This is a genomic window from Afifella sp. H1R (genome assembly GCF_021462425.1).
In the GTDB taxonomy this organism is placed as follows: domain Bacteria; phylum Pseudomonadota; class Alphaproteobacteria; order Rhizobiales; family Afifellaceae; genus Afifella; species Afifella aestuarii.
In genome coordinates, this window is the sequence record NZ_JAKEDY010000002.1 from 325,981 (window position 1) to 344,298 (window position 18,318).

General features: G+C 64.8%; 15 protein-coding genes. 6 read left to right on the top strand and 9 right to left on the bottom strand.

The window, feature by feature from the left end:
- Positions 1-36: 36 nt before the first annotated feature.
- From L0F51_RS13180 to L0F51_RS13190, 3 genes are all read left to right on the top strand, one after another.
- Complete coding sequence (locus L0F51_RS13180) at positions 37-1,560, top strand: phospholipase D-like domain-containing protein (RefSeq protein WP_234629678.1); 1,524 nt, start codon at positions 37-39, stop codon at positions 1,558-1,560.
- A 112-nt stretch (positions 1,561-1,672) separates the two neighbouring features.
- Entirely contained in the window at positions 1,673-2,407 is a 735-nt protein-coding gene (locus L0F51_RS13185) for an endonuclease/exonuclease/phosphatase family protein (protein WP_234629679.1), read from the top strand.
- Positions 2,408-2,617: 210 nt separating this feature from the next.
- On the top strand, positions 2,618-2,845 hold the full coding sequence (locus L0F51_RS13190) for a sulfurtransferase TusA family protein (protein WP_128292162.1): 228 nt from the start codon (positions 2,618-2,620) through the stop codon (positions 2,843-2,845).
- Between the two features lie 42 nt (positions 2,846-2,887).
- Here the strand turns inward: L0F51_RS13190 and L0F51_RS13195 are convergent, their stop codons facing one another.
- Entirely contained in the window at positions 2,888-3,568 is a 681-nt protein-coding gene (locus L0F51_RS13195) for an HAD family hydrolase (RefSeq protein WP_234629680.1), read from the bottom strand.
- Positions 3,569-3,879: 311 nt separating this feature from the next.
- Between L0F51_RS13195 and L0F51_RS13200 the strand changes: the two genes are divergently transcribed.
- Positions 3,880-5,358, top strand: a complete 1,479-nt coding sequence (locus L0F51_RS13200; protein ID WP_234630344.1) for a sodium:alanine symporter family protein — start codon at positions 3,880-3,882, stop codon at positions 5,356-5,358.
- A 93-nt stretch (positions 5,359-5,451) separates the two neighbouring features.
- Positions 5,452-5,811 carry an HNH endonuclease gene (locus L0F51_RS13205; protein WP_234629681.1) on the top strand — a complete coding sequence of 120 codons (360 nt, stop codon included), beginning with the start codon at positions 5,452-5,454 and terminating at the stop codon, positions 5,809-5,811.
- Between the two features lie 52 nt (positions 5,812-5,863).
- On the opposite strand, the gene pncB is transcribed toward L0F51_RS13205, so the two are convergent.
- The 6 genes from pncB to L0F51_RS13235 form a co-directional block, all read right to left on the bottom strand.
- Positions 5,864-7,168 (bottom strand): nicotinate phosphoribosyltransferase, encoded by a 1,305-nt coding sequence (gene pncB / locus L0F51_RS13210; RefSeq protein WP_234629682.1) that lies wholly within the window; start codon positions 7,166-7,168, stop codon positions 5,864-5,866.
- Positions 7,169-7,367: 199 nt separating this feature from the next.
- Complete coding sequence (locus tag L0F51_RS13215) at positions 7,368-8,813, bottom strand: MFS transporter (RefSeq protein WP_234629683.1); 1,446 nt, start codon at positions 8,811-8,813, stop codon at positions 7,368-7,370.
- On the bottom strand, positions 8,762-8,971 hold the full coding sequence (locus L0F51_RS13220; protein WP_234629684.1) for a hypothetical protein: 210 nt from the start codon (positions 8,969-8,971) through the stop codon (positions 8,762-8,764). The genes L0F51_RS13215 and L0F51_RS13220 overlap by 52 nt, the downstream gene beginning before the upstream one ends.
- 200 nt (positions 8,972-9,171) lie before the next feature.
- A complete protein-coding gene (locus tag L0F51_RS13225) occupies positions 9,172-9,474 on the bottom strand; it encodes a hypothetical protein (protein WP_234629685.1) in 303 nt (100 codons plus the stop codon).
- 146 nt (positions 9,475-9,620) lie between these two features.
- The gene (locus L0F51_RS13230; RefSeq protein WP_234629686.1) at positions 9,621-11,492 is read right to left on the bottom strand and encodes a DUF4209 domain-containing protein; all 1,872 of its coding nucleotides are present in this window, start codon (positions 11,490-11,492) and stop codon (positions 9,621-9,623) included.
- 145 nt (positions 11,493-11,637) lie between these two features.
- Positions 11,638-14,400, bottom strand: a complete 2,763-nt coding sequence (locus tag L0F51_RS13235) for a cation-transporting P-type ATPase (protein WP_234629687.1) — start codon at positions 14,398-14,400, stop codon at positions 11,638-11,640.
- A 339-nt stretch (positions 14,401-14,739) separates the two neighbouring features.
- Between L0F51_RS13235 and L0F51_RS13240 the strand changes: the two genes are divergently transcribed.
- Positions 14,740-15,555 (top strand): GGDEF domain-containing protein, encoded by an 816-nt coding sequence (locus L0F51_RS13240; RefSeq protein WP_234629688.1) that lies wholly within the window; start codon positions 14,740-14,742, stop codon positions 15,553-15,555.
- A gap of 7 nt (positions 15,556-15,562) precedes the next feature.
- Here L0F51_RS13240 and L0F51_RS13245 read toward each other — a convergent pair whose 3' ends face one another.
- Both L0F51_RS13245 and L0F51_RS13250 read right to left on the bottom strand, forming a co-directional pair.
- A complete protein-coding gene (locus tag L0F51_RS13245; RefSeq protein ID WP_234629689.1) occupies positions 15,563-17,389 on the bottom strand; it encodes an SLC13 family permease in 1,827 nt (608 codons plus the stop codon).
- A gap of 182 nt (positions 17,390-17,571) precedes the next feature.
- Positions 17,572-18,291, bottom strand: a complete 720-nt coding sequence (locus tag L0F51_RS13250) for a spermidine synthase (protein WP_234629690.1) — start codon at positions 18,289-18,291, stop codon at positions 17,572-17,574.
- Positions 18,292-18,318: the final 27 nt, after the last annotated feature.

Genomic DNA, 18,318 nt, shown 5'->3' on the forward strand with positions numbered 1-18,318 from the left:
AGGATGCCTTTGCCGCAAAGCTCGACCGAAACCGACATGTCCCGTGCCCGCCCATCTCCGGATGACGAGGCCAGGCAGTCCGCAAGCTCGTTCGCACCCATCCTGGAGCCCGGGCACAATTGCTGGCGCATCGACAAGGCGCGGCGCGCGAGCCTCCTCATCGACGGTGCCGCGTATTTCCACCGTCTCGACGAGGCGTTGCGCAAGGCAAAGCACTCGATCCTCATCATCGGCTGGGACTTCGACGCGAGCGCGCAATTGCGCCCCGACAAGGAAGGCTCCGAAACGCTCGGCACGCTGCTGCGCTCGCTGGTGGAGGAAAAGGACGACCTTCAGGTCCAGATCCTGATCTGGAACCTGTCGCCGGTGCACACGCCGAGCGCGACCCTGCCGCTCATCGTCGGCGCCGATTGGGAAGAGCATCCGCGCATTGCGCTGCATCTCGACAACCATCACCCGGCCTACGGCGTGCAGCACCGCAAGATCGTCGTCATCGACGGCGTGCTCGCCTTCGTCGGCGGCATCGACCTCACCATCAACCGCTGGGATACGAGCCACCATAGACCGGAGGAGCCGGCCAGGCGCACCACCTCCGGCGATTCCTACGATCCGATCCACGACATGGTGATGATGGTCGACGGCCCCGTCGCCCGCTCGATCGCCGAGCTCGCCCGCGGTCATTGGGAGGCGGCGACGGAGGAGAAAGCGGCGATTCCCGCGGCGGAAAACCTGCCGGGAGACGGCAAATCAGGCGGCATCGAAGATCTCTGGCCGGAGGATCTCGATCCGGATTTCAGCGACATCGATATCGGCATCGCCCGCACCGTGCCCGCCATCGAGAAAGAGCGCGAGGTGCGTGAGATCGAGAGCCTCACCTTCGACGCGCTCAGATCGGCACGCGACACGATCTATATCGAGAACCAGTATCTCTCAGACGACAAGGTCGGCGATATCCTCGAAGCGCGGCTCGCCGAAAAGGACGGGCCGGAGGTCGTCGCCGTCATCACGCGCGCCAATCAGGGCATGATCGAAGGCTGGTTCATGGGCGGCAATCTGAACCGCATGATCCGCCGCATGCGCCAGTGCGACCGCTATGGCCGGTTCGGCATCTACCATCCGGTGGCCTCCGTCGATCCGCATCTGGAAATCATGGTGCATGCCAAGGTCCTCATCATCGACGACCGGCTGCTGCGGGTCGGCTCCTCCAATCTCAACCGGCGCTCCACCGGCCTCGACAAGGAATGCGATCTCGCCATCGAAGCCCGTGACGAGGATTGCCAAAAGGTCATCCACCGATTGCGCGACCGGCTGCTTGCCGAGCATCTCGATTGCACGCCGGACACGCTCGCCCAGGTGAGCGCGGAAGAAGGCACGCTGGTGAAGGTGATCGACCGGCTCAACACCCACAACAAGCGCCTCATCGATTTTCCCGAGGTGACGACGCACGGCGCCAAGAAGCTGATGCCCGGCACCCGCTTGTTCGATCCACGCGGCCCGATCGCTCTCTTCGGGCGCATCCGGCGCAAGGGCAGTCCGCATCGGCGCCGCAAAAGCGGCTAGGCCCGCAGTCTCGCCCGGAACCACAGCGCCCGGCCCCGCGTATGCCCAGGTGCAGACACGAGAGCCTTCCGAAACGACAGAAAAGCCGGGGCCCAAGACGCGGCTGCGCGTCATGACCTGGAACATTCATGGCGGCGCCCCCTGGGGCGGACGGCGCAATCTCGATCGCGTCAAGGAAATCGTCGCGGCGCACGACCCCGACATCGTCGCGCTGCAAGAGGTCGATTCCCGCCGCAGCGCAGCCGAGGCGATCTCCGCCTTCGACGACCTCGCTGCCGGCCTCAGCGATGGGCTCGGCGCCGGGCTCGGCAAAGGGCTCAGCGACGGGCTCGGCGCCCATGCGACGCATGCGAAGACGATCATCGCGCCGGACGGCGAATTCGGCCACATGCTGATCAGCCGCTTTCCCTTCGCCGGCACCCACACCCATGACATCTCCATCAAAGGCCGCGAGAGGCGGGCCGTCATCGACGCGCTTGTCGAGACGCCCGGCGGGAAGCTGCATGTCGTCGCCGCGCATTTCGGTCTCGGCTTCGCCGAAAGGCGCCATCAGGCGCGCTTCGCCGCCGAACTCACCCGCCCGGACGCGGCGGCCGCCATCATGCTCGGCGATTTCAACGAATGGCAGTGGCGCGGCGCCGTGCGGCAGGTTCTCCTTCAGGCCCTGCCCGAGCGCACGCCGGAGCGAACCTTTCCGGCGCATCTGCCGCTCCTGTCGCTCGACCGGATCTATGGGCGCCCCGCCGGCCTCATCGCAAAGAGCTTCGTCGACCCCGCCGGGCGGCGCGCCTCCGATCACCTACCTTTGATCGCCGATCTCGATCTGGCCGCCGCCGCCCGCGCCTGACGCCGTCTGCACCGCCACATCAAGAAAACCGGCGCTCTCCGCCGTCTGCCGGGCCTCCGCCGCACCCGCGTCCAAGCCTCGAAAACGGCACGCTGTGCCATTGCGTCACGTCGGCAACCCCCTTGCCGGGGGCCATTTGATTCCTACCGGCAAAGCGCCCGGCCGGCATTGCGCCTGGCCGGTATTGCGCCCGGACGGCGGGAGGAAAACATGGCTGATCAGGTTCTCGACGCGAAAGGGCTCAATTGCCCGCTGCCGCTCTTGCGCGCCAGAAAAGTCTTGGAAGAGCTGCCCTCCGGCAGCACGCTCGAAGTCGTCGCGACGGATCCCGGCACCGTCCGAAACTTTCAGGATTTCTGCCAGACGAGCGGTCACGAACTGATGGAATCGCGCACGGAGGGCGACGTCTTCACCTTCGTCATCAAACGCTGCAACTGATTTGAACTGACTTGAACGGCCTGCGGGGCGGGCAGACCTCATTCACGCCTTTTCCGTCACCGCAGGCGGCCCGCAGACGAGCGCCTTGAGCTCGCCGAGCGTTGCAATGACATGCTCGGGCGCGAGCGCCAGGCAGTCTGACGCATCGCCATAGCCGTAGCGGGCGAAACAGGCGGCGATGCCGGCCGCTTTCGCAAAGGCGAGGTCGGCCCGCGTGTCGCCGACCATCAGATAATCGCCGAGGGGCCGCGCGCCGAAACGCGGCACGACCCGCTCATGAAAGACCGCCGGATCGGGCTTCATCGGCGCGCCGGGCTCGGCGGCGATGATCGCGCTCACCTCGATCTCAAAGCGGGCGAGCGTCGCCTCGATGGCTCTCACGCCCTTGTTGGACAAGACCACGACCGCCATTCCCGCGGCGTTCAAGGCCGCGAGCGTCTCGTGTGCGCCCTCAAAAAGCTGCGTATGTTCGGCGTCGATCGCCGGATACTTGTCGCGATAGGTTTCAACGCAGCGAGGGATCTCCTCCGGCGCCAATTGCGGCACCAGGACCGCCACGGCCTCATCGAGCGGCAGGCCGGCCGCGATCACCTCTTGGATCTTCTCCTCCTCCGGCATCGCAAAGCCCGACTCGGCGAGCGTCCGGCCCATACAGGCAACGACCGATCGGCGGGTGTCGGCGAGCGTGCCGTCGAAATCGATGAGAACGATGCGGTAGGACATGGCGGCAAACTAGGACGATTCTTTCGCCGTTTCACGGCCTCACGAACGGGACCGTTCTCGCGCCGGATCTTGGGCCGCCTGTCCACGACCGACCCTTTGCGGATCAGTCACTTGGCTATGCAGTATTGGCTGCCGGCAGGGGCTTGAAAAGCCGTCGTCCGCGGCGCCTCGACAGTTTTTATCATCATTATAGCTTTCTCCAAGCAACTCACGCCGCTGTCGAAACTTACCTTCTTTGCGGACTAAGAAATTTTGCGTCACGCAGGTTTCTCGGGCTCGACAACAGGCTCACTCAGCGAGGGGATGGGATGCTGGACGCTGTTATCGATTTCACCAACGACATTTTGTGGAGCTACGTCCTCATTTACGGCCTTTTGGCCGTCGGAGTGTTCTTCACGCTCAGGCTCGGCTTCATTCAGTTTCGTCATTTTCCGGAGTTTCTGCGTGTCGTGCGCGGCTCGCGCTCCAGCGACAAATCCGGCATTTCGCCTTTGCAGGCGCTCACCGTGTCGCTCGCCTCGCGCGTCGGCACCGGCAACCTCGCCGGCGTTGCCGTCGCTTTGACCCTCGGGGGACCGGGGGCCATTTTCTGGATGTGGATGGTGGCGCTCGTCGGCATGGCGACGGCCTATGCGGAATCGACACTCGCCCAGCTCTACAAGGTGCGCAACGAAGACGGCGATTATCGCGGCGGGCCCGCCTTCTACATCGCCCGCGGCCTGCGCCTGCCCTGGCTCGGCGGGCTTTTCTCGGTCTTCCTGATCCTCTCCTTCGGCCTCGTCTTCAATGCCGTGCAGGCGAATTCGATCGCCGATGCGGTGGAGGCAGCCTTCGGCATTCCGAAACTCTGGATCGGGCTCGGCCTCGCCCTTCTGTCCGGCATCGTCATCTTCGGCGGCATCCGGCAGGTGGCGCGGGTGGCCGAGATCGTGGTGCCGTTCATGGCGATCGCCTATCTCATCGTCGCCTTCTATGTGCTCATCGTGCACTATGCCGAATTGCCGGGGGTTTTCGCGCTCATCGTCAAAAGCGCCTTCGGGCTCGAGGAAGTGGCGGGCGGCGTCACCGGCGGCATCGCCGCAGCCATGCTGAACGGCGTCAAACGCGGCCTCTTCTCCAACGAGGCGGGCATGGGTTCGGCACCGAACATCGCCGCCGTCGCCACGCCCGACCCGCATCATCCCTCCAGCCAGGGCATGGTGCAGGCGCTCGGCGTCTTCATCGACACGCTCCTCATCTGTTCGGCGACCGCGTTGATGATCCTCTTGTCCGGCGTCTACACGCCCGGCCAGGAGGTGACGGGGACGGAGCTGACGCAGAACGCGCTCTCCGCCCATATCGGCGATTGGGGCGTCTATTTCGTCGCCGTGGCGATCTTCTTCTTCGCCTTCACCTCCATCATCGGCAATTACTCCTATGCCGAAAACGCCATGACCTTCCTCGGTTTCGGCGGCAAGGGAGGGCTCACCGTCCTGCGCGTCGCCGCGCTCCTGATGGTGATCTGGGGATCGCTGCAATCGGTGCGCACCGTCTTCCACACGGCCGATGCGTCCATGGGCTTGATGGCCACCATCAACCTCATCGCCATCGTCGCCCTGTCCGGGACGGTCACCAAGCTCACGCACGATTACTTCAAGCAGAAGAAAGCGGGCCAGGAGCCGATCTTCGACAACGACTTCTATCCGGAGCTCGCCGGCAAGATCGACGGCACGATCTGGACGCGACATGGCGATCTCGCCAAGCGCGACACGGCACCGTCCGACGAAGAGATCGGGTCCGGCCGCGCCTGACCACCCGGTCATATCTGGGCCGGTCATGTCTGGGCAGTCACGCCTGGGTGGTCATGTCTGGGCGGCCATAATCACCCTGGGGGCGTCGGATCCGTGTCGGCGCCCCCAGTCTCGAGGCACGGATCGCTTTATTCTGCGGCTCGGAGCACCTATCTCGCCTGCCACATGGTCTCAAGCGATCCCTCGACCGACACCTGCTGGCTGTGCGGGCGCCCGCTCGGGCGACGCGTCGAATGGCATCATCCGGTGCCCAAAAGCCGCGGCGGGCGGGAGACGGTGCCGATCCATCCGATCTGCCACCGCACGCTCCACGCCGTCTTCTCGAATGCGGATCTTGCCCGCTTCGAAGCGGAGGGAACGCCCCTCTCCGCCCATCCGAAGATCGCCAAATTTCTCGCCTGGATCGCCAACAAGCCGCCGGATTTTCACGCCCCGACGCATCGCCGGCGCTGATTGCGCCCGATCGGTCGGCCCGCCACGCAGCCGCGCGGGCTCTCACAAAACCTCAGACGAAAACCTCGCGGTCGATGCGGCCCTTGGAGCCGAAGACCTTCAGATAGCGCTCGATCTCCTCTTCCGGCCCGCTCGCCTTTCGCGGATTGTCGGAGAGCTTGACGACCGGATGGCCGTTGGCGCTGCTCACCTTGCAGACGAGCGAGATCGGATCGAGCGCCCCGCAGGGCTCCGGCGCGCAGCCGCGGAAATCGTTGGTGAGATTGGTGCCCCAGCCGAAGGACATGCGCGCCCTGCCGGAAAAATGTCGGTAGGTCTCCTCGATCGTGTCGACATCCATGCCGTCGGAGAAGATCAGAAGCTTTTCCGCCGGGTCACGCCCTTTCGACCGCCACCAGGCGATGATCTCCTCGCCGGCGGGAATGGGCGGGGCGGAATCGGGGCGAAAGCCGGTCCAATCGGCGACCCAGTCGGGCGCATTCTTCAAGAACGCCGTCGTGCCGTAGGCGTCGGGCAGGACGATCAGGAGATTGCCGCCGTAGAGCGTCTCCCATTCGCGCAGCACCCGGTAGGGCGCGCCCCGAAGCGCCGCGTCGTCGGGCGACAGCGCCGCCTCCACCATCGGCAGCTCGTGCGCGTTGGTGCCGATCGCCTCCAGATCCGCATCCATCGCCAGAAGCACGTTCGACGAGCCGATGAAGGCGTCGCCCAGCCCCTCCTTCAAGGCCTCCACGCACCAGCGTTGCCACAAGAAGGAATGCCGCCGTCTCGTGCCGAAATCGGAGAGCCGCAAATTCGGCAGCTGGCGCAGCCGCTCCACCTTGTCCCAGAGTTTCGCCTTGGCGCGGGCGTAGAGCACGTCGAGCGCGAAGCGTCCCATCGGGCGCATGGCGGCGCGCGACCGGAGCTCGTTGACGATCGCGAGCGCCGGGATCTCCCACATCGTCGTGTGCGTCCAGGGGCCGTGGAAATCGAGCTCGAACTGCCCGTCCACCCGCTTCAGCTCGTATTCCGGCAGGCGAAATTTGGCGAGCCAGGCGAGGAATTCCGGCTCGAAGATCTGCGAGCGGCCATAAAACGAATTGCCGGCGAGCCAGATCATCTCCTTCTTGGTGAAGGTGAGCGAGCGGGCATAATCGAGCTGATCGCGCAGCTCCGCCTCGTCGATCTCTTCGGCGAGCTTCACCCGGCGCGTGCGGTTGATCAGCGAGAAGGTCACCTGCGTGTCGCGATGCAGACGCCAGATCATCTGCAACATCAAGAGCTTGTAAAAATCCGTGTCGAGCAGGGAGCGAACGATCGGGTCGAGCTTCCAGGTGTGATCGTAAACGCGGCTCGCGAGATCGGTCGTCGCCATTCAAGGATGTTCCGTCTTCTTCGACGCCAGGGGGGAGAAGGGCCGTCCCCGAAAGGCAAGCCCCTGGGGGCGGCACAGTCAAGCATTCCTGGCGTGTGGAGAAAACGGCGAAAGCCAAAAAGCCGCGCCGGTTCCGGGGGATGAAACCCGCCGGGTGGGCTTTGCGCACGGCGAACCGGCGCCAGCCGGCGACATGACCTCAGAAAATGATCGGCCTAACCTTTTCGGGCGGCGGGGTCCCGTCGTCGTCCACGTATTCCGGCCCGTAATCTTCCTTGTGCTGCAGGTTTTCCGGCGCCGGCTCCTCGGCCTCTGGAGCCGGCTCATCACCCTCCGAGGCCGCCTCATCAGTTTCCGACGCGCCCTCGCCGCTGTCCGATTTGGTCTCGGCGCCTTCCTCCTCGTCGCTCTCCGACGCCGCCTCGGTGTACCATTCATAGGCCGCCTCGACGGCGACGGTCGACGAGTTCGGCAGCACGCTGACATAGGCGGAATCATCGCCGGCCGGGGCCGGACGCTGCGACATGCGCCAGCCGGTATGGACCGCGATGATCGCAAAGAGCACCGCCAGGATGACCCAGAAGAATTGCGGGCCGGCGAGATCCATCGCCTGGCCGGTCATCAGCGGGCCCGCGATCGCGCCGACCCCATAGATGAAAACCATGCCGCTCGCCGCCGCCGGCATATCCTCGTGTTCGAGGTAATCGTTCGTGTAGGCGATCAGGAGCGAGTAGAGCGGGCTTGCCATGCCGCCCATGACGAGCCCGGCCGCCAGAAGCGCGATCAGATTTCCCGACAGCGTGAAGGCGACACCACAGGTCACAGCGCCGACCGCCGACAGCGTCAGGATCAGGACCCGCCGATCCATGAAATCCGACATTCGGCCGACCGGAAACTGAAACAGGAAGGAGCCGGTGAAGAGGGCGGCGACGAGCGCCGAGATCTCGCGCACATCGAGCCCGATCTTGGCGCCATAGACCGGGGACATGCCCATCTGCGCCGCAAACACGCCGCCGAGCACCAGCGTGCCGACCGCCGCCGTCGGCGAGCGATCGTAGAGTTGGCGCAGCGACATCGCCTTGGGCGATTGCACGGCCGGGATCGGCACGGCCGACAGGAGCACCGGCGTGAAGGCGAGAGAGACGAGGATCGACGCCCAGACGAACAGAGAAAAGCCCGCCGCATCGCCGAAATTCAAAAGCCCCTGCCCCGCCACCATGCCGAGCATCTGCGCCACCATATAGGACGACAACAGCATGCCGCGCGTCTCGTTGGTGGCGCGGTCGTTGAGCCAGCTTTCCGACGTCACATAGATGCCGGACAGGCAGAAGCCGAGCATCAGGCGCAGGATCGTCCACGACCACGGATCGGTCAGAAGCGGAAAGGCGATGAGCCCCGCCGACATCAAGGAGCCGAGGGCTGCGAAGACGCGCACATGGCCGACTTTGCGGATCATCTCCGGCGTCCAGCGCGAGCCGACCAGAAAGCCCAGGAAATAGCCCGACGTCACGAGCGACAGCTCGAACGTCGAAAACCCCTCGATATCGCCGCGCACACCCATCAGCGTCGACTGCATGCCGTTGCCGACCATGATCAGGAAGACACCGAAGAGAAGCGCCCAGACGCTCGTGACGAGCTGAAACATATTTTTTCCCCGATGCCTGAATGGATTTCGGTCGCCGATGTCGCGGCGTTCAATGTCACCGCGTTCACTTTCACCACGATCACTTTCACCGTGATCGCTTTCACCGTGATCACCGTCGCCACGCTCACGTTCAGCGCGATCACGTTGACCACGATCACCGCCCCCCGCCTTCACCCCGCCCGAGGTCTCCGGCCGGCTTTTCAGCCCAGCCTTCGCCCCAAGTCGTCGCTCGGCGGCTCGCTCGCACGCCGCGCAGGCGTGTCGACCAGGAACCTAGATTTCGCGGATTTTTGCGATGTCCAGCAAAGCGACGATGACAGCGGCCAGAACAACCCCGTCCTGAAAAATCAAGACAGGCTCAACCGGACCAAAACGTCGCCCGCACGAACACCGCCGCCCCCATGCCCGAGACACCCTCTGCAAGCTTGCCGGAAAGCGACACGCAGATGCCTCGGGGGCGCCACGGGGGTGAGAATGCGCCGTCAAACATTCCCGCCGTGCAGAGAAACGTTTCGTCAGCAAAAACCGCGGCGATGCCCTGGGGATGCAACCGGTCCGCCAGTTTGCGCGCCTCCTCGCCAAGCCTCTTGCGCCGGAGGCTGCAGCGCCGCGCCGACGTCCTCCTGGAGAATTCCCGGCGCTGATTCAGCGCGACCGACATGGCGCGGGGAGCGATCGAGCGCGCCTCGCCCCTCGGCCATGAGACGGACGCGGGGCTCGAAGAGGAGGGGGTGGACGAAACCGCGATCGGGGCGTTGAGAGATGAGCGGCCAGTTAGGGTGAATTCCGAGGTGAGCCCTGCCATTACTAAAATGATCCGGCCTCTATGGCCGGAGCCACATGCTCAGCCCATATGGGAAGAAGCGGGACGCAAACCAACAGATAGATAAAGCAGCATCCGTAGTAGACAGCTGGGTCACCACAACTCCCGTCTCCAATCTTGCCATGCGCAAACTCATGCCGGAGTGCAGGGCCAGGGCGGTGATTAAACAGCATATCGATGCTGAAAACGATATCTTCTCCGAAGATGCGGATAAGATCATCGTGATACATTTCAAGCAATGCGGAAAGAGATCTATCTTCCTGAGTTAGATCGCTCCTCATCTTGCTTGATTCGACGCTGCTATTCATCAATACATGGCGCACACACTGCTCAAGTTGAGGGATAATGATCGGGCCTGCAGATAGCATGTCGCCCTGCATCATTCTGGCGAAGCCCAAAGCAAACGTCTCTACGTGCGATCGGGGTATGAATGGGCTCTGCAGCGCGATGAACCGAAAATGCCGCTCTGAGAAGGGAAACTCACGAGCCAAGACTCGTCGTGCTGGCTCCAACTGCCCGGACACAGCAATCTCATAACGGAAACGCATTTGCTGGACCATCTTGCTCTTGAGCCAGTCCTCGCTCGGTTCGCCATCCAGCGGTGCGCCCTCGACCTCTTTGGTGATCTTCCCGTCGTGATCCAAGTGTGCGGCTCCGAACATCTCTGCGAGGCCGTGCGGCTCCAACGCCTTCTTGCGCAGTTGGTTTGCACTTGTGGGTCGGGCCAAGAGCGCAAATTCCTTCAGCGCATCCGAAAGCGTCAGCTTCTCGAATATCGCGATCGTTCCAGTTGCGATCTCCGTCAAATCCATAGGAATGGAGAACGAGCCCATCTCTTCTAGGGCCTTCTCCTGCAGTGAACGCATTGCGAGACGTAACTGCTCCCTCCGCTCCGCTGTGTCGGGAATAGTTCTCAGCTCGCCAATGGCTTCGCGATACCAATGGGCTTGAGCGGACGCCGACCCGACCTGCCCGGCCATTTGCAGGGTCTGATCCACTCCAGCTATAAGACAGCGTCGCTCTTCGTCCGAACGCCCAGCTTCCTGGTGGGCGAACGCAGCCAAATTCCAGAGCTGTTTTATGGCGAGAGGATAGGCGTCCGACCTTTTCTCGGCTGCCAATGCAGCCGCTTCCGCATGCGCGGCAAGCTCGTCCATACTGATTAGCGCGTGGCGGGACAGAAGCTCGGCCAGCCGCCTAAGCGGCACGATATCAAGGTGTTCTCGTGCTTGCTGATAGAGCTCCCTCAGTATGGACGCGATGCGCTCATGCAACGGAGAGCCGCGCTTGCTCGACCGCGAATGAATCTGCGCAGAGCGTTCGACGAGGTCAACTTCTTCAAGGGAAACCTTATGATCGCTTGGGAATCGGTCCTCGAAACGTTCCTCGACAAGGCCTTCGACGCACTCGCAATAAGTAAGGACAGCGATCTGCGCCGCGGTCCCCTTCCGCCGATCGTTAGTCCAGACAATATCGGCCAGACGTGCCCTCAGGCCGGGGTGCTCAACCTCCGGAAGTATCTCGGAAAAAACCTCGTTCTGCTCCCCTAGCCAGTCTTCAGGGATGGCGGACCGCCTCCCGTCCATGACTAATTGTGGGCCGAAAGGCCCAGATTTATCGTGCAGTCGAAAATGAAGACCGCACGCAGATGCTAACAGTCGGTACGCACTGAAGTCCGGCTCCTTCGTTAGATTATTGCGCGCTGCAGCCATAAAGGCCGCTTCGAGCTTGTGATCATACACTGATTTGAGATCTCGTATGACGGCATTGTAGTCGACGCTCTGAAAATCTGCGGTGCTAACAAACGCCTGAGGCGGCCATGGCGCCTCTGACGGTTCAGATTCCTCCTCGCTCACTTCGTCACCTCTTCAGCAATAACAAATAATTAACTATACTGGAAGGCGAACAATATTCACAATCCAGATAGATGCCTGAACATGTCAAATTATACTTGCTCCGCGAACAGGCAGAACACAGGATGGAGGTCCAGTGGGCGAAGGGTCACGCTGCGTCTTCAGCTCCCCTCCACCGCCGCATCACCCCCTTCTCCACCTCCAGCACGGCGAACAGCACAACCCCCACGCCGAGAATCATCGCGCCTTCGGCCACCGACAGCGGGCGGCTTTCAAAAATGAATTGCGCCGGCGGGGCGTAGGTGAAGAGAAGCTGCGCCGCGACCTGGATCGCGACGCCGATCAGAACGGCGCGCGTGCCCACCAGGCCGCGCCAGGTGAGCGAGGGGCCGCCGATATAGCGGATGGAGAAGAGATAGGCGATTTCCATCACCACCATGGTGTTGACGACGATGGTGCGCGCCGTCTCCACGCTCTCGCCGCGCCAGAGCGCGAGATTGAACATGCCGAAAAGCCCGACGACGAAGAGCCCCGAGACGAAGACGATCCGCCACAACAGGAAGGGCGAGACGAGCGGCTCGTCCGGCTTTCGCGGCGGCCTTGCCATGGTGCCGGGCTCCGTCGGCTCGAAGGCGAGCGTCAGCCCGAGGGTGACGGCCGTCACCATGTTGATCCAGATGATCTGGGCGGGCGTCACCGGCAGCGTCAGACCGAACAGCATGGCGCCGATGATCGCCGCCGCCTCGCCGCCATTCGTCGGCAGCGTCCAGGCGACGACCTTTTTGAGATTGTCGTAGACGGTGCGCCCCTCGCGCACGGCGGCGACGATCGAGACGAAATTATCATCGGCGAGCACCATGTCGGCCGCCTCCTTGGCGGCTTCCGTGCCCTTTTTCCCCATCGCCACGCCGACATCGGCCCGCTTCAGGGCCGGCGCGTCGTTCACCCCGTCGCCGGTCATGGCGACGACCGCGCCTTGCGTCTGCAGCGCCTCCACGATGCGCAGCTTGTGGGCGGGGCTGGCGCGCGCGAAGACGTCGGTCGCGGCGACGCGGGCGGGAAAGTCCGCCTCGCCGATTTCATCGAGCTCGGGTCCGGTCAAGACGGCGACATCGCCGCTCAAGCCGAGCCTGCGGCCGATCGCGCCGGCGGTCGCGGCATGGTCGCCGGTGATCATCTTCACGGCGATGCCGGCGCACTTGCAATCGGCGACGGCCTCGCGCGCCTCCTCGCGCGGCGGATCGATGAGCCCGACGAGGCCGATGAGGCTCAGCCCGCCCGCCACATCGGCCGGTGACAACGCGTCGACGCTGTCGCCCACCACTTTGGCCGCGAAGGCGAGAACCCGGCGCCCGTCCGCCGCCAGCATCTCCACATGGCTTTGCCATTTCGCCCGGTCGAGCGGCACTTCGCCGTCCGCGTCGACCTGGCGGTCGCACATCTGAAGCACGCATTCGGGCGCGCCCTTCACATAGACGATGCGGGCATCGTCCTCCTGGTGCAGCGTCGCCATGAACTGGGTGGTGGAATCGAAGGGCAGCTCGTCGCGCCGCTCAAAGGCGCCGCGCGTCGTCTCCCAGTGCCAGCCGGCGCGCGCGGCAAAGGTGACGAGCGCCCCCTCCATCGGGTCGCCCTCGACGACCCAGCCGTCCTCCGTCTGGCGCAGGCTCGCATCGTTGCAGAGAAGCGCGGCGCGGGCGAGAAGCCCGAGCGCGAAATGCGCCTCCGTGTCGACCGGCTCGCCGTTTCTGATGGGCTCTCCTTCCGGGGCATAGCCGGACCCCACGATCTCAATCTCACCATCGGCCAGGATCGCGGAGGAGACGATCATTTCGTTGCGCGTCAGGGTGCCGGTCTTGTCGGAGCAGATGACGGAAACGGAACCCAGCGTCTCGATCGCCGGCAGGCGGCGGATGATGGCGTTGCGGCGCGCCATGCGCTCCACGCCGATGGCGAGCGTGATGGTCATCACCGCCGGCAGGCCTTCCGGGATCGCGGCCACCGCAAGCCCGATCACCGCCATGAAGGCCTCTTCCCAGGCATAGCCGGTGAGGAAAACGCCCCACAGGAAGACGAGCGCCGCAGCGCCCAGAATGACCAAGGTGAGCTGGCGGGCAAAAATGTCCATCTGGCGCAGAAGCGGCGTCGTCAGCTGCTCCACCGAGGAGAGAAGCTGCGTGATATGGCCGAGCTCCGTCGCTTCCCCGGTCGCGACGACCACGCCCGCGCCCTGGCCGTTGACGACGAACGTGCCGAAAAACGCCATCGAGCTGCGGTCGCCGATCGGCGCATCCGCCGCCACCTCGCCCAGCGCCTTGTCGGCCGGCACGGATTCGCCGGTAAACGCCGCCTCCTCGATCCGAAGCCCGCGGGCGCGGAAGAGCCGGAGATCGGCGGGCACGCGGTCGCCCGCCTCCAGAAGCACGATATCGCCGGGCACCAGCTCTTCGACCGGCACGGTGAGGCGCCGCCCGTCGCGGAGAACGGACGCGTGCGGGCTCACCATGCCGCGGATCGCCTCGAGCGCCTTTTCCGCCCGCCCCTCCTGGATGAAGCCGACGACGGCGTTGATGACGACGACACCGAGGATCAGCGACATGTCGATCCATTCCGCCAGAAGCGCGGTCACCGCCGCCGCCGCCAGAAGAACGAAGATCAGAAGATTGTCGAACTGGGCGAGGAAACGCAGAAGCGGTCCGCGCGGCTTTGCGACGGGCAGACGGTTTTCCCCGAAGCGGGCAAGCCGGTCGGCCGCCTCCGCCGTGCTCAGCCCGTCGCGGCTTGCGCCAAATGTGTCGAACACCGTCTCGAGCGGCGCGGCATGAACGGCGACATCGGCTCGCGCCTCGGCGGCGTGGCCGCGGCTCAGGGCCGTCTCGTCGCGTCCCTCTTCCCGGATGTCCCGCACCATCCGAACCTCCCGCCCGCCAGGCATCGGGCGCTGCCGTTCCCCGAGGCTTTCTGCCGGCGCGAGACCCACAGACATGGCCCGCACCGGGGGTCCGCCAGGGTCGCGCGCAGGTCCCGCCGGCGGTCACGCGCCGCATCACCCTTGAAGTGGCGTCGGCCGCCACGCCGGTCAAAGCCCGGCCGGCGATATGTCGCGCCCCTCCGATCCCCGCATTTCGGCGCCCGCGGCCATAAGTTGCGAACTACGCCAGCAAACAGTTACAAATTTTGCGAACTCGCCAAAGTCCTGTTCAGGAATAGGGGCTAGTTTCCGTGGCGGAACGGAAGGTTCGGCGCACCCATGCTTTCAGAAGTTTCTCCGCGGGGACGTATGCAGATCCTGCGCTGGACGACGCTCGGCACCCTTTTCTGCATCGTCTTCGCTGTTTCCTTCAATTTCTTGATGTTTCGCGATCTCGGCGATCCGGCGCTGACGCGGGCTTTGTTCAGCTCGGCCGTGGTGGCGTTCATCCTCGCCGCCCCGTCCTTCTTCTATCTGTCGCTGAAGCTTCGGCAGCTCGCGAAGACCAACCATCGCCTCAACACGATCGCCTCGCTCGACGGGCTCACCGGCTGTCTCACGCGGCGCGCCTTCTCCAGCCTCGTCGACGACTGGTTGCATGGTGTCGGCAATCCTGGCGAGACGAAGGACAGCCTGGAGAACAGGCGTCCGGGCACCCTCCTCGTCATCGACGCCGACCGCTTCAAGAGCATCAACGACCGCTTCGGCCATCAATGCGGGGACGAGGCCTTGTGCGTCATCGCAGCGGCGATCCGCTCCAGCATGCGCATCGACGACATCGTCGGCCGGCTCGGCGGCGAGGAATTCGGCGTCTTCCTGCCCGGCACGGTCGATGCCGGCGAAATCGCCGAACGCATTCGCCGCAAAGTAGAAACGATTTCATTTGCGCCGCAGGAATGTCCGCACCAGCTTACCGTCAGCATCGGCGGTGCCAGCGTCTCGGGCGGCAGCACCTTCAACCACCTCTACCGTCTCGCCGATGAACGCCTCTACGAGGCAAAGCGCGGCGGGCGCAATCGCGTCGCCGTCGGACCCGCCTCGAGCGCGGTCCCGCCGCTCAGGCTCGTTACGCAAAACCTCGCTTCGGCGAGCTGACCCCCCGTCAGAACGGCAAGAGCCACGGAACGAGCGTCACGGTGGCGACGAGCGAGATGCCGGCAAAGGGCACGCCGACGCGCACGAAATCCATGAAGGTGTAATCGCCGGGTCCGATGACGAGCGTGTTCACCGGCGAGGAGACCGGCGTCATGAAGGCCGAGGACGCGGCCAGCGCCACCGTCATCGCAAAGGGATAGGGCGAGGCGTGAAGCTCGGCGGCGACGGCGACGGCGACCGGCGCCATCAGAACCGCCGTCGCGGTGTTGGAAATGAACAGCGAGAACGCCGCCGTCACGATGAAGATGCCGACGAGAACGGCGCGCGGGCCGGCGTCGCCGACGACCGACAACAGCGCATCGGCGGCGAGATCGACACCCCCCGTCTTCTGCAAAGCGAGCGAAAAGGGCAGCATGCCGACGATGAGAACGAGGCTCTGCCAATGGATCGACCGATAGGCGCTCGTCATGTCGACACAGCCGAAAAGCCCCATGACGAGACAGGCGATCAATGCCGCCTGCACGTTCGGCACCACGCCTGACACCATCAGCCCGACGAGAAGCGCAACGGAAGCAAGCGCATAGGGCGCGCGCCCCGGCGCCGGCAGGGCATCGTCGAGTTCGGCCGGCAAATTGAGGGCGATGGTGTCGCTTCCCTCCGCCTGCAAAGCGCGGATCGCCCGCCACGGCCCGAAGACGAGAAGCGTGTCGCCGAGCTTCAGGGGCTCGTCGAGGATCGAGGTCGTCACCGCCTTGCGTCCGCGTTTCAGGCCGACGACGGCGAGATCGGTCTCGGAGCGGAAGCGCGCCTCGACGACGGTGCGGCCGATCAGGCTCGATTCCACCGGCACCATCATCTCCGCCATGCCGATTTCCTGCGAGCGGTCGGTGAAATAGGCGCCGGACAGCGGCAGCCGGGCGAGGCCGAAACGCTGGCAGACATCGTCGATGTCGATCGTCGGCACGAAGACATCGAGAAAGAGGATGTCGCCCTCGTGCAGCTGCGTCTGCGCCAGAGGGCGGATGAGATGGCGGGCAAAGCCGCGGCCGCGCTCGATCGCGATGACGTTGACGCCCGAGGTGGAGCGCAGATTGAGATCTTTGAGACGGTGACCGATGAGCGACGAACCCGGCTCGATGCGCAGCCGCCCCTCACGCCCGGCGAGCCCATATTCCTCCACCCAGTCGGAGAGATGCGGACGCACCGCCCCGCCCGCCTTCTTCGGCTTGCCGGGCAGGAGACGGCGGGCAAAGAGCATGTAGACGATCGCGAGAACGAGAAGCGGCACGCCGAAGGGCGTGATGGCGAAAAAGCCGAAACCTTCGAAACCCTGCCGCAGAAGCTCTGAATGGACGATGAGGTTCGGCGGCGTCGCCACGAGGGTCATCATGCCGCTGATGAGACCGGCGACGCTCAACGGCATCATCAGGCGGCCGGGCGCGAGATCGGCAGAGCGGGCGACGCGCAGGACCACCGGGATGAAAAGCGCCACCACGCCCGTCGAACTCATCACCGAACCGACCAGCGCCACCGTCACCATCAACAGGACGATGAGGCGGGCCTCGTTGCCGCCGGCGCGTGCCACGATGCGCTCGCCGAGCCTTTGGGCGATGCCGGTGCGCACCAGGCCCTCGCCGATGATGAAGAGCGCCGCAATCAGCACGACGTTGGGATCGGACAGGCCCGACAGCGCCTCGGAAACGGTGAGCACGCCCGTGAAGGGGAGCGCCACCATCATGATCACGGCCACCGCATCCATGCGCGGGCGGTTGGCGACGAACATCACGATCGCAGCGCCAAGAAGCGCCAGGACGAGGGCAAGGTCGATCGTCATGGTCAGGTCAGAAGGGCTGATACGGCAAAAGGACGGGGGTGCATTCCCCCGCCATAGCGCATTCTCAGCCGTCCGTCGCCCGCCCCAGGCGACGCGGACGTCAGGGCATGGGAGCCAGGGGCGCGGACGCCAGGGGCATGGGCGTCAGGGGCATGGGCGTCAGGGGCATGCGCGTCAGACTTTCAGCGCCGCACCCGCCGCCGCGGCGCCGGCCGTGCCGCCTGTTCGCCGGAGCTGCGCGTCGCAAGCCAGATGACATGGCGCGCGCCGGCGCCGTTGGAGCGGGCCCGCACCTTCTGTTCGGCAACGGCAAAGCCCGACTGCCGCAGCCTCTCGGCAAAGGCGCGATCCGGGGCGGCCGACCAGATCGCGAGCACGCCGCCGGCCGTCAGCGCCCGGCGCGCCGCACCAAGCCCGCGCCAGGCATAGATCGCTTCGTTGTCTTCGGCGACGAGACCGTCCGGCCCATTGTCGACATCGAGCAGGATCGCATCATAGCTGCCGTTCGCCTCGGCGATCAGCCGGGCGACATCCTCCTCCACGATCGTGACGCGCGGATCGGCGAGGCTCGTGCCGTAAAGCTCCGCCAGCGGCCCGCCGGCCCAGGCGACCACGGCCGGCACGAGTTCGGCGACGGTGACGCGCGCTTCCGGCGGAAGATCGGCAAGTGCGGCACGCAAGGTGAACCCCATGCCGAGGCCGCCGATCAGAATATGCGGGCGCTTGCGGTTTGAAATCCGCGCACAGGCGAGATGCGCCAGCGCCTCTTCGGAGCCGCTCTGGCGGGAATTCATCAGTTCGGCACGGCCGACCATGATGGCGAAATCGCCGCCGCGCTGCATGAGACGCATTTCGCCGCCTGCCGGCAGCGGCGCCGTATCGAGCTTGAGCCAGGGGAGCAAGGGGAACCTCTGGGATGGGGGGAAGCC

Bases quoted from the DNA above. Each gene is read 5' to 3' on its own strand.
- L0F51_RS13180 (WP_234629678.1), top strand. From the start codon at position 37: ATGTCCCGTGCCCGCCCATCTCCGGATGACGAGGCCAGGCAGTCCGCA.
- L0F51_RS13185 (WP_234629679.1), top strand. From the start codon at position 1,673: ATGACCTGGAACATTCATGGCGGCGCCCCCTGGGGCGGACGGCGCAAT.
- L0F51_RS13190 (WP_128292162.1), top strand. From the start codon at position 2,618: ATGGCTGATCAGGTTCTCGACGCGAAAGGGCTCAATTGCCCGCTGCCG.
- L0F51_RS13195 (WP_234629680.1), bottom strand. From the start codon at position 3,568: ATGTCCTACCGCATCGTTCTCATCGATTTCGACGGCACGCTCGCCGAC.
- pncB (WP_234629682.1), bottom strand. From the start codon at position 7,168: ATGGCGACGACCGATCTCGCGAGCCGCGTTTACGATCACACCTGGAAG.
- L0F51_RS13215 (WP_234629683.1), bottom strand. From the start codon at position 8,813: ATGTTTCAGCTCGTCACGAGCGTCTGGGCGCTTCTCTTCGGTGTCTTC.
- L0F51_RS13225 (WP_234629685.1), bottom strand. From the start codon at position 9,474: ATGTCGGTCGCGCTGAATCAGCGCCGGGAATTCTCCAGGAGGACGTCG.
- L0F51_RS13235 (WP_234629687.1), bottom strand. From the start codon at position 14,400: ATGGTGCGGGACATCCGGGAAGAGGGACGCGACGAGACGGCCCTGAGC.
- L0F51_RS13240 (WP_234629688.1), top strand. From the start codon at position 14,740: ATGCTTTCAGAAGTTTCTCCGCGGGGACGTATGCAGATCCTGCGCTGG.
- L0F51_RS13245 (WP_234629689.1), bottom strand. From the start codon at position 17,389: ATGACGATCGACCTTGCCCTCGTCCTGGCGCTTCTTGGCGCTGCGATC.